Here is an 11,483-nt window from a genome sequence, read left to right on the forward strand (position 1 = left end):
AGAGCTTAGTCTTGCTGATGATAGCAGCGTCGACTGCCTTCTAGCGCTTGCTTCCATCCTTGATACAGGCGCTGGCGCTTGGCTTCATCACCGTCAGGCACAAAACAACGGTCGGCTTGATGATGAGCAGCCAAACTGTCTAAGTCTGGCCAATAACCCACCGCTAAACCAGCTAAATAAGCGGCCCCTAAAGCGGTAGACTCAATCAAGGCGGGTCGCAGCACCTCGGTAGCCAAGGTATCGGCTTGAAACTGTAACAAGAAATCATTGGCTACTGCGCCACCATCGACTCTGAGCTGGCTAAGAGCAATATTTGCATCGGCCTGCATCGCTTCCAGCAAGTCGCGACTCTGATAAGCAATCGATTCAAGCGCGGCGCGAATAATATGGTTACGGTTGGAGCCTCGGCTTAAACCCACAATGGTGCCTCGTGCATAGGGATCCCAATACGGCGCACCCAAGCCGACAAAGGCAGGGATTAAATAAACGCCAGCGCAATCATCCACCTTAGTGGCAAAATACTCGGTGTCTGCCGCGTCACGAATTAAACCCAACTCGTCACGCAGCCACTGAATAGTGGCCCCCCCCATAAATACGCTGCCCTCCAGCGCGTAATGCACCTTGCCATTTAAGCCAAAAGCGATGGTGGTGAGTAAGCCATGGGTCGAGGGGACGGCCTGCTCGCCGGTATTCATTAATAGAAAACAACCCGTACCGTAGGTATTTTTAGCCATTCCTGAAGCAAAACATTGCTGGCCAAACAAGGCCGCCTGTTGGTCGCCCGCAATGCCGGCAATAGGAATACGGGTGCCGCCGCGTCCGCCAATATTGGTTTTACCATACACTTCAGAGCAGCTACGCACTTCTGGCAACATTTGTTTAGGTATGTTCAACATCGCCAACAGCTTGTCATCCCACTCCAAGCGATGAATATTAAACATCATGGTGCGCGAAGCGTTGGTATAGTCGGTAACGTGCACACGACCATTAGTGAGCTTCCATAATAACCAACTGTCTACCGTGCCAAACAATAAATCTCCAGCCTCGGCTTTCTGCCGCGCTCCTGCCACATTATCTAAAATCCACTGCAGTTTGGTGGCCGAAAAATAAGCATCTAGCTGCAAGCCACTGGCCTGCTTAATGTAGTCTTCCCAGCCTTGCTCACGTAAGCGCTCACAATATTCGGTGGTTCTGCGACACTGCCAAACAATGGCGTTATATACCGGTTGGCCGCTGTGCTTATCCCAAACAATGGTGGTTTCCCGCTGATTAGTAATACCAATGGCCGCCACCTGATCGCTGGCGATACCTACCTTGGCCAGCACTTCGGTTAAGCAGGCACTTTGGCTAGCCCAAATTTCCATAGGGTCGTGCTCAACCCAACCCGGCTGTGGATAAATCTGACTAAACTCCCGCTGGGCGCTAGCCACCAGCTCAGCGTGCTGGTTAAAAATAATCGCTCTAGAACTGGTAGTTCCCTGATCTAAAGCAACAATATAAGTAGCGTTATCCATGCTAAGGGCCTCCTTATTCGCTCTCATTATTATGTTCGAAAAGCGTCGTAAGCCGGTGTTTTATTATGCGTTTCGTGAAGCGTGTGGGCTTTGATAGGCGCAGCTGTGAGCTACACATATGACAAAACAGCGACTTGCATTAGACTAATAGGCAAGCCCTAGCGGCAAACTAATAAGGAAGCGCCCCTTGTGAAACAAACCCAGCGCCACATGCAAATTGTTCAAGCACTAAAAAACCAAGGCTTTATTACTACCGAGCAGTTGGTTGAGCAACTCAAGGTAAGCCCGCAAACCATTCGCCGCGATCTAAACCAGCTGGCAGAACAAAATCAGATCCAACGCCACCATGGCGGCGCATCGCTACTCGGCAATAGCGTGGTCAACGATTCCTACGCCAATCGAAAAATCAAACATCAAGCAGAGAAACAACAAATTGCCCATCAACTTGCAGCACATATTGCCAATGGCTCGTCACTGTTCTTAGACATAGGCACCACCGCCGAAACCATTGCCCAAGCCTTGCTCAAGCACCGAGGTTTAAGGGTTGTCACCAACAATATTCACGTTGCCAAATTATTAATGGGTAACAGCGACTTTGAAGTATTGCTGGCCGGTGGAGTGGTGCGCAGTCGTGACGGCGGCATTGTTGGTGAGGCCACCATCGATTTCATTCGCCAATTCCGTCTTGATTACGGCATCATCACCGTTAGTGGCATCGATCTCGATGGCTCGTTATTAGACTTTGATTACCATGAAGTACGCATTACTCAAGCAATTATTGCTAATTCTCGAACCGTCATTCTAGCCGCCGACCACAGTAAGTTTGGCCGTAATGCCATGATCAACATCGGCAACATCGCCCAAATAGATCACTTTTATACCGACCGAGCCCTGCCCCAAGACATTGCCAGCATTGTGCAAAGAGAGAGTATTCAATTACGACTATGCCCTGCCCTTAACTCGTTTTAAGCCAACGCTTACACACTAGCTCGGTGAGAAATTGTCGGTAACTGGAGGCTTGCAGTGGGCTTGCCGCAATCAGTTGTTGCAGCTCGGCGGCGCTAATGACACCTCCCTCCCCATGGGCTAGTAAATATTGTCTTACCTCTAGCTGAGCAAAGCGCTTTAACGATGCGCGATAATTGGCGGGCTCAGAAATGGGAAAAGGTGGGATCAGCTTGCCTTTAATCCGCAGTATGCTATCGGCCACATACAGTGTCTTAGTCTGAGGGTGATACAAAGATAAGTCGCGGTCGGTATGGCCCGGGCTAAATACCACCTGCCAATCGTCAAATCCGGGCAAGGACTGGCCATCACTTAAACGCTCATCAAAGCGCAACACCGCTGGATACCATAGTTTCATCCAAGGGCGACGCTGACAACGGCCAACATAATAGGCCAAGCCAAGATCCAGTAGATGACGGGCACGTCCTCTCCAGCCCTGATACCATTCACCTGCACAATCTGCAGCGGCAAGCCGAACTTGGTAGCGGCGCTGCAGAACACTGGCCGCCCCCGCATGATCGGGATGCATATGAGTCACTACCACCAACTTTAACTGGCTAACAGGCCGCCCCAGTTGTTGACGAATAAACTGTTCAAGCAAGGACACATCGGCTCGGCAGGCCCCATCTAACAATAACAATTTATCAGCATACTCAACTAAAAAGATGTTTTGAATATAGCCTTGCAAGCGGTGAATTATCATTAACCATTTACCTGAATGTTACATAAACTTAACAACACTAGAGCAAATACTCAGATCAAACAAGTGTGGCTAAAAAAAAGCCGCGATATAACACTGATAAAGCCCGCTAAATGAGTGTGATTGATTAATAAATGTTCTATTATGCTCAATAACGAAAGCAAACGAGCAGCCGTTATGCAAAAAGATCGGCAAGACAATTATGATTTAATCGTCATCGGTGGTGGCATTAATGGCGCAGGGATTGCCGCCGATGCCGCTGGCAGAGGTTTACGGGTGGCCTTGTTTGAACAAAACGATTTGGCCAGTGCCACTTCATCGGCTAGCTCAAAGCTTATCCACGGCGGGCTGCGCTACTTAGAGCATTATGAGTTTCGCCTCGTCAGCGAAGCACTAAAAGAGCGCGAAGTGCTGTTAAAAATAGCACCCCACTTAGTTGAGCCAATGCGCTTTAGGCTGCCTCACCGTCCTCACCTACGCCCTTGGCCTCTGATTCGCCTTGGCTTGTTTCTCTACGATCATCTAGCTCGACGTAGCACCTTAGAGGGCTGCCGCGGGCTGAAGTTTGAACAAGACAGTGTATTAAACAGTCAGATCACCCGCGGCTTTGAATACTCCGATTGCTGGGTCGACGACGCGCGTCTAGTGATTAGTAACGCCTTATTAGCCGCCGAACATGGCGCCTACATAGCCCCTCGTCATCAAATGGTAGCAGCCCACCGCCAAGCGCAGCACTGGCAAGTCGAGGTGCGCGATAGCCAAACCGGCCAACTGCAGCACTACTCTTGTAAAAACTTAGTGAATGCGGCTGGACCATGGGTACAACAGCTAATAGAGCAAAGGCTGCAGCAAACTGCGCCACGCAGTATCCGCTTGGTTAAAGGTAGCCATATTGTGGTCCCCAAAATTCACCACCAGCCGCAGGCCTATATTCTGCAAAACAGTGATAAGCGGATCGTATTTGTCATCCCCTACCAACAGGATTACTCGTTAATCGGCACCACCGATGTGGAATATCAGGGCGATCCTGCCACCGTTAGCATTTCAACAGCAGAAGTAGACTATCTCTGCGAGGTAGTAAACCAGCACTTTATTCGGCAAATTAAACCCAGCGATATTGTGCATAGTTTTTCTGGTGTTAGACCGCTTTGCCAAGATGAATCAGACGACCCTTCTGCGGTGACCCGCGACTACACTTTAGAATTAAGCCCAGTTCAAGACGGCGCGCCATTATTGTCGGTATTTGGCGGCAAGTTAACCACCTACCGAAAACTAGCCGAGGCAGCCTTAGCCCTGTTAGCCCCGCGTTTAGACTCTCTTGCAGCGCCATGGACCGAGCACTGCTTGCTACCTGGTGCTAATTTACCCACCAGCTTGGCGCAATTCATCTCTCAACAACAAGCGGTCAGCCACTTACCCAAGTCTTTAGTTAAACGCTGGTGTCGGCAATACGGAAGCAGGGCCGAACAATTGCTGCAACAAGCTGACGCACACGGCTTAGGGCAGCACTTTGGTGGTGAACTCTATCAGCTGGAAGTGGACTATTTGATCCAGCACGAGTGGGCCTGCCAAGCTGATGACATACTTTGGCGACGCACCAAGCAGGGCCTGCGCTGTAACCCTGAGCAACAGCAAGCACTGCAACATTACTTGCACCAATCAGCTCCCGCTCAAGAAACATCAGCGAACGAGCGCAAGGCATCAAAAGAAAGCCAAACCAGCTAAATTTAGTCAAATATTGTTGAGTTTTGAATCATCTGGCAAAGATTTTGTTTTAATAGGCTTGCATTTATGGAAAAAACCTGTGCAATGAAAGCGTTATCCGCTTTTAATACACCATTTACCTAGGTAGACTTCTTTACTCTTGTAAATGGATATACAAACTGGACATCATGAATTCTACATTCTTGCCTTTGAGCCGGCCGGCCATCGCGCAGCCAGAGATTGACGCGGTTGTCGAAGTGCTGAAGTCGGGGTGGATAACCACAGGCCCCAAAAATGCCGAGCTAGAAGCCGCGATAAAGGACTACACAGGTGCAGCCCATGCGGTAGCCTTAAGCAGTGCCACCGCCGGCTTACACCTTTGCCTCGTCGCCCTCGGCATTGGCCCCGGCGATGAGGTGATAACCCCATCAATGACTTGGGTTTCCACGGTTAATCTGATAAGCCTAATGGGTGCCAAACCGGTATTTGTTGACGTTGATGCCGATAGTCTGATGACCACCGCAGAACGTATCGAAGCGCAAATCACCGCTAACACTAAATTGATCATTCCGGTACATTACGCCGGTGCGCCACTCGACTTAGATCCAATCTATGCATTGGCCGAGCGTTATCAACTCCCGGTGATTGAAGATGCGGCGCATGCTATAGGTTGCCACTACAAAGGACGCCCAATTGGTCAAACCGGCCATTGCCTGTTTTCCTTGCATGCCATCAAAAACGTTACCACCGCCGAAGGCGGCATATTTACCACCAATGACACACAATTGGTCGAGCGGATCCGCCGCCTTAAATTTCATGGTTTGGGGGTAGACGCCTTTGACCGAGAAACCCAAGGTCGAGCACCGCAAGCTGAAGTAATTGAGCCCGGCTTTAAATACAATATGCCAGACATTTGCGCAGTGCTAGGTTTGGGCCAGTTGCAACGTCTTGAACAGATCACCCAACAGCGCCAAGCTTTGGTTGCCGCTTATCGAAGACGTTTAAGTTCACTGCCCGGCATCACCCCATTGAGTATCCCCGATTACCCCCATCAACATTGTTGTCACTTGATGATCATTCGTGTGGAGCCCAGTATTTGCGGTTTCAATCGCGACCAATTAATTGACCACCTTAAACAACAGGGCATAGGTGCAGGTATTCACTTCAAGGCGTGCCATAGCCAAAAATACTATCGGGAAAACTACGCCAGCCGCTTTGGCGAGCTCAATCCTGATTTAAGCAATACTGAATTTAATAGCCAACGCATTTGTTCCCTCCCTCTTTTCCCCGATATGCAACTTAACGACGTAAATCGGGTCATATCAGCTATCACTCAATTTATCGGAAATACTCATGAGGCATAAGCAAGAAATTAATTTTGTATCCATCGTTATTCCTGTCTACAACGAAGCGGCCAGCTTACCAGAACTGATTCAACGCACTTGCGCCGCCGCAGACAGCATGGGCAAAAATTACGAGTTACTGCTGATTGATGATGGCAGTAAAGATAACAGCGCAGATCAAATAGAGGCAGCGGCGGCCGCAGAAGGCAGCCATGTGGTAGGGATTATTCTCAACCGTAACTATGGCCAGCACAATGCCATCATGGCGGGTTTTGAGCATGTTAGAGGCGACTTAGTGGTGACCCTAGATGCCGACTTACAAAATCCGCCTGAAGAAATTCCGAATTTGGTTGCCAAAGCAGAACAAGGCTACGACGCGGTAGGCACAGTACGTAAGAATCGCCAAGACAGCCGCTTGCGCCGCTACCCCTCGATGCTAATCAACAAAATCGTCAAACGTTCCACCGGGGTAGAGATGAACGACTACGGCTGTATGTTACGCGCCTACCGCCGCCACGTGGTTGACGCCATGCTACAGTGTCACGAACGCAGTACTTTCATCCCAATTCTGGCCAACGGCTTTGCTCGCCATACTGTGGAAATAGACGTTGCCCATAATGAGCGTCAACAAGGCGAGTCCAAATACAACATCATGGGCTTGATTAACCTGATGTTCGATCTACTCACCAGCATGACCACTGCACCGCTAAGAATGCTCAGCATCATGGGCGGGGTCATCGCCACTCTGGGTGGCCTATTTGGCTTGGTATTACTACTTATGCGCATGTTCTATGGCGCAGAATGGGGTGTCGATGGGGTATTCCCACTGTTCGCCCTACTGTTCATTTTTATCGGTGCTCAGTTTGTTGGGCTAGGCCTACTCGGTGAATACATTGGTCGTATTTATTCCGATGTTCGCGCTCGGCCTCGTTACTACGTACAGGACGTATTAGTTGGCGAAGCCACCAAACAAGCACGCGATAACGGCCAAGTGGCCAATCACTAATTTAACTCTCTTAAGGATAAGACAATGAAAGCTGTGGTATTTGCCTATCACAACATCGGTTGTACGGGCATACAAAGCCTAATTGAAGCAGGCGTTGAAATTGCTGCTGTATTTACTCACCTCGACGACAGTAAAGAAAATCTATTTTTTGAATCGGTAGCCAAGCTAGCCGCTCGCCATGGCATTCCGGTATTTGCGCCAGAAGACGTCAATCACCCGCTATGGCTAGAAAAAATTAACGCCATGCAGCCAGAGGTATTCTTCTCTTTTTACTACCGCTCAATGCTTAGCCAAGAACTGCTCGCACTAGCGCCGCAGGGAGGCTTTAACTTACACGGCTCGCTACTTCCCCGCTATCGCGGACGAGCACCGGTAAACTGGGCCTTGGTTAATGGCGAAACTGAAACCGGCGTAAGCCTGCATGTAATGACAGCCAAAGCCGATGCCGGTGACATTGTGGCTCAGCAAGCCTTAAGCATTGATCCACAAGACACCGCCGAAACGCTGCATCAGCGACTCAATCAACTCAGTGGCGAGTTGTTGGCCGAGGTGTTGCCAAAACTTATCGCCGGTGACCATAGCTTGACCCCACAAGATGAGAGCCAAGCCACAGTCTTTGGCCGCAGAACCCCGGCCGATGGCGAGATAAAATGGGCCGATGACGCCAACAGCATTTACAACTTATGCCGCGCCGTTACCGAACCCTACCCTGGCGCATTTACCTTTTTGGGAGAACGCAAAGTCATCTTTTGGAACGCAACAGCCAGCGAGCAAGATTACGACGCCACTCCCGGCACCATCGTAGCCACCGCACCGCTTACCATAGCTTGTGGCCGCGGTGCTTTAATCATTCAGGCCGGCCAAGCCGAAAACGGCTTGTATATGAACGGTGAGCAACTGGCCGGTGAAATGCATTTGGTTGAAGGCATGCGCTTTGGGCCACAAGCCAGTGCCGCTATCGCCGCCAAACGCCGGCAAAAAGTACTGATTTTAGGTGCCAACGGCTTTATTGGTAACCATTTAACCCAACGCCTTTTAGACGATGGTAAATACGAAATCTTTGCCATGGACATGAGCGCCAACCAGATTGAGCAGCATTTAGCTCATCCCGACTTTCATTTTGTAGAAGGTGACATCACCATTCACAACGAATGGGTCGAATACCACATCAAAAAATGCGACATCATTCTGCCACTGGTAGCGATTGCCACGCCGATTGAATATACCCGTAACCCACTGCGAGTATTTGAATTAGACTTCGAAGAGAACCTTAAGATCGTTCGCGAATGTGTGAAATACAATAAACGCATCATCTTCCCGTCCACTTCCGAAGTATACGGCATGTGTACCGACGAAGAATTTAATGAAGACAGCTCGCCTTTAATTACCGGACCGATCAATCGCCAGCGTTGGATCTACTCAACCTCTAAGCAACTACTCGACCGCGTTATTTGGGCTTACGGCAAAAAAGACGGGCTTAAGTTCACCCTATTCCGCCCTTTCAATTGGATGGGGCCACGTCTCGACAGCTTAAATTCGGCTCGAGTGGGCTCTAGTCGAGCGATTACCCAGTTAATCCTTAACTTGGTAGAAGGCACTCCCATTAAGTTGATTGATGGCGGCGAGCAAAAACGCTGCTTTACTGATATTTCCGAGGCCATTGAAGCTTTATTCCGCATCATCGAGAATAAAGACGGTTTATGCGACGGCCAGATTATCAATATTGGCTCGCCCGATAACGAAGCCAGTATTAAACAAATGGCAGAAATCTTGGTAGAGAAATTTGAAGCCCATCCACTGCGCGCTAAATTCCCTCCGTTTGCCGGTTATCATCTGGTTGAAAGTAAGACCTTCTACGGTGACGGTTACCAAGACGTGCAACATCGTCGCCCCAGTATTCGTAACGCCAAGCGTTTACTTGACTGGGAGCCGCACATTATGATGGAAGACACCATTGAGGAAACCTTGGATTTCTTCCTAAAAACAGCAGTTGATGAGTAATAATGAGCGGTAAAAACAGCATTAAAGTCGGTTTAAGAATAGATGTAGATACCTTTCGTGGCACCCGTCTTGGGGTGCCTAAGTTATTGGAGCTGTTACAACGGCATGAGGTTCAAGCATCGTTCTTTTTTACAGTAGGGCCAGACAATATGGGGCGTCATATATGGCGCCTATTACGCCCCGCTTTTTTAAAGAAGATGCTCCGCTCTAAAGCCGCCAGCCTCTATGGCTGGGATATTCTGTTGCGCGGTACTTTTTGGCCCGGCCCCGTTATTGGTAAGCGTCTAGCCGGGATTATCAAGCAAACAGACCAAGCTGGCCACGAGGTAGGCTTACATGCTTGGGATCATCATAAATGGCAGATGAAAACCGACACGATGTCAGCCTCTGAGCTAGCCAGTGAGCTAAACAAGGGCTACCAACTGCTGTCTGAGATCATTGGCAAAGAAGTACAATGTAGCGCAGTCGCAGGCTGGCGCTGCACCGAGGCTACCCTTGAGCAAAAAGAAGCATTTCCGTTTCGTTATAACAGTGATTGCCGAGGCCAGTCTATTTTTGTTCCCAAACTGGGTATGGCGCCGCAAATTCCGGTCACCCTACCCACTTATGATGAACTGATCGGCCAAGACGGCGTGGACGAAAGCAACTACAACCAAGCCATTTTGAGACGAATAAGAGCCGAAGCGCTTAACGTTTATACCATTCATGCCGAAGTGGAAGGCATCGTTTGTGCGGAGATGTTTGAACAACTGCTAATTAGCGCCAAACAACAGGGCATACAGTTTGTTCCGCTGAGCGAACTGCTCGACCAAGACTACGTATCTTGGCCGTCGGACGAGATATTAAACATTGAAATGGAAGGGCGTGAAGGTTGGCTAAGCCATCAAGCCTCTTTGGTTAAAGCAGTAAACTAGGAAAGTTATGCGTCAAGTTAAAATCAACCTAGCCACTTGGCTGCCCCTATTCTTTATCTTACTGTATTTGTTACCGCTGGGTTTACGCGATCTCTGGTCACCAGATGAGTTGCGTTACGCCGAGATTTCAAGAGAGATGGTGACCAGCGGCGATTGGATAGTGCCGCGCTTTAATGATCTGCGTTATTTTGAAAAGCCAGTGATGGGTTACTGGATGAATGCGCTATCACAATTAGTCTTCGGTGAGACAAATTTTGCGGTTAGAGCCGCCTCCGCCTTTAGCGCTTTAGGGGCGGCATTTTGTCTGTGGATGCTATTAGCCCGCTTTGCCTCACGACCGATTGCTTGGTTAAGCTGCGCCATTTATCTGAGCATGTTCATGGTATCGGGCATTGGTACCTATAGTGTGTTAGATAGCATGCTCAACCTCTGGCTCACCGCCAGCTTCACTGCCTTTTACTTTGCCATTCGCAGTGACAGTAGCCGCCACCGTGCTAAATACTACGCGCTAGCGGGCATCTATTGTGGCTGCGCGGTATTAACCAAAGGCTTTCTGGCATTGGCGCTACCGGTGTTGGTGGTATTGCCCTACATGCTATGGACTAAGCAATTAACGGTGATCTTAAAATGGGGTTGGTGGGTGATGCTATTCGCCTTACTCACTTGCCTGCCTTGGGCGCTGGCTATTCACGCTGTCGAGCCCGATTACTGGCACTACTTTTTCTGGATAGAGCACATTAAGCGCTTCTCCGCCGAGAATGCTCAGCACGCCGCACCGCTGTGGTATTACCTACCATTTTTGGCGGCTGGCGTATTGCCCTGGTTATTTTGGTCTCCCTCGGCACTGGCTCACCTAAAAGGACAAATGCACTCACCGCTGCTGCGTTATGCCTTGTTATGGGCGCTGCTTCCCTTGCTATTCTTTTCACTTGCTAAAGGCAAACTGGCCACTTATATTCTGCCGATAATGGCGCCTATCGCCATCTTATTGGCTCATGGTATTCAACAGGCCTTTGCCAAAACCTGCAAGGGCTTACGTTGGGGCAGTTGGCTCAACGCAGGCTTATTTGCCCTGTTAGCCCTCACAACCTTGGTGCTGCATTTTAGTGGCAAACTTCCCCTAGAGGCCGATGAAACTTACCGCCCCTGGCTGTTAAGCTTTATTTTTGCCTTTTGGGCGGCCATGGCCTTAGTTTCGCTAAAAGTCAGCAGCTTAAATGCCAAAGTGGTCAGCTATATGTTGATGCCCTTAGCTTTATTTATGCTGGCTTGGGCCACCTTTCCCAATGTCAGCAT

General features: G+C 49.5%; 9 protein-coding genes. 7 read left to right on the forward strand and 2 right to left on the reverse strand.

Annotated features, from left to right (window positions below):
* Positions 1-5: 5 nt before the first annotated feature.
* Positions 6-1,514, reverse strand: a complete 1,509-nt coding sequence (glpK, locus tag ACQY6Q_RS18130) for a glycerol kinase GlpK (protein WP_427983595.1) — start codon at positions 1,512-1,514, stop codon at positions 6-8.
* A 189-nt stretch (positions 1,515-1,703) separates the two neighbouring features.
* On the opposite strand from glpK, the gene ACQY6Q_RS18135 reads away from it, so the two are divergent.
* The gene (locus ACQY6Q_RS18135; protein ID WP_427983597.1) at positions 1,704-2,483 is read left to right on the forward strand and encodes a DeoR/GlpR family transcriptional regulator; all 780 of its coding nucleotides are present in this window, start codon (positions 1,704-1,706) and stop codon (positions 2,481-2,483) included.
* Here the strand turns inward: ACQY6Q_RS18135 and ACQY6Q_RS18140 are convergent.
* The gene (locus ACQY6Q_RS18140; protein ID WP_427983598.1) at positions 2,470-3,222 is read right to left on the reverse strand and encodes an MBL fold metallo-hydrolase; all 753 of its coding nucleotides are present in this window, start codon (positions 3,220-3,222) and stop codon (positions 2,470-2,472) included. The two genes, ACQY6Q_RS18135 and ACQY6Q_RS18140, sit on opposite strands and share 14 nt — an antisense overlap.
* Before the next feature lie 174 nt (positions 3,223-3,396).
* On the opposite strand from ACQY6Q_RS18140, the gene glpD reads away from it, so the two are divergent.
* The 6 genes from glpD to ACQY6Q_RS18170 all read left to right on the forward strand — a co-directional run.
* Positions 3,397-4,944 carry a glycerol-3-phosphate dehydrogenase gene (glpD, locus tag ACQY6Q_RS18145; protein ID WP_427983600.1) on the forward strand — a complete coding sequence of 516 codons (1,548 nt, stop codon included), beginning with the start codon at positions 3,397-3,399 and terminating at the stop codon, positions 4,942-4,944.
* A gap of 167 nt (positions 4,945-5,111) precedes the next feature.
* Positions 5,112-6,287 carry an aminotransferase class I/II-fold pyridoxal phosphate-dependent enzyme gene (locus ACQY6Q_RS18150; RefSeq protein ID WP_427983601.1) on the forward strand — a complete coding sequence of 392 codons (1,176 nt, stop codon included), beginning with the start codon at positions 5,112-5,114 and terminating at the stop codon, positions 6,285-6,287.
* Positions 6,277-7,272 (forward strand): undecaprenyl-phosphate 4-deoxy-4-formamido-L-arabinose transferase, encoded by a 996-nt coding sequence (arnC, locus tag ACQY6Q_RS18155; protein ID WP_427983602.1) that lies wholly within the window; start codon positions 6,277-6,279, stop codon positions 7,270-7,272. The genes ACQY6Q_RS18150 and arnC overlap by 11 nt, the downstream gene beginning before the upstream one ends.
* A 24-nt stretch (positions 7,273-7,296) precedes the next feature.
* The gene (gene arnA, locus ACQY6Q_RS18160; protein WP_427983603.1) at positions 7,297-9,273 is read left to right on the forward strand and encodes a bifunctional UDP-4-amino-4-deoxy-L-arabinose formyltransferase/UDP-glucuronic acid oxidase ArnA; all 1,977 of its coding nucleotides are present in this window, start codon (positions 7,297-7,299) and stop codon (positions 9,271-9,273) included.
* Positions 9,274-9,275: 2 nt separating this feature from the next.
* Complete coding sequence (arnD, locus tag ACQY6Q_RS18165; RefSeq protein WP_427983604.1) at positions 9,276-10,187, forward strand: 4-deoxy-4-formamido-L-arabinose-phosphoundecaprenol deformylase; 912 nt, start codon at positions 9,276-9,278, stop codon at positions 10,185-10,187.
* A 7-nt stretch (positions 10,188-10,194) separates the two neighbouring features.
* Positions 10,195-11,483 (forward strand): phospholipid carrier-dependent glycosyltransferase (locus ACQY6Q_RS18170; protein ID WP_427983605.1); only part of this gene is annotated, 1,289 nt, incomplete at its 3' end.

The organism is Agarivorans sp. (assembly GCF_050295395.1).
GTDB lineage: Bacteria > Pseudomonadota > Gammaproteobacteria > Enterobacterales > Celerinatantimonadaceae > Agarivorans.

Coding starts and splice junctions, on each gene's coding strand:
- arnD (WP_427983604.1), top strand. CDS start 9,276: ATGAGCGGTAAAAACAGCATTAAAGTCGGTTTAAGAATAGATGTAGAT.
- ACQY6Q_RS18150 (WP_427983601.1), top strand. CDS start 5,112: ATGAATTCTACATTCTTGCCTTTGAGCCGGCCGGCCATCGCGCAGCCA.
- arnC (WP_427983602.1), top strand. CDS start 6,277: ATGAGGCATAAGCAAGAAATTAATTTTGTATCCATCGTTATTCCTGTC.
- glpK (WP_427983595.1), bottom strand. CDS start 1,514: ATGGATAACGCTACTTATATTGTTGCTTTAGATCAGGGAACTACCAGT.
- ACQY6Q_RS18140 (WP_427983598.1), bottom strand. CDS start 3,222: ATGATAATTCACCGCTTGCAAGGCTATATTCAAAACATCTTTTTAGTT.
- glpD (WP_427983600.1), top strand. CDS start 3,397: ATGCAAAAAGATCGGCAAGACAATTATGATTTAATCGTCATCGGTGGT.
- arnA (WP_427983603.1), top strand. CDS start 7,297: ATGAAAGCTGTGGTATTTGCCTATCACAACATCGGTTGTACGGGCATA.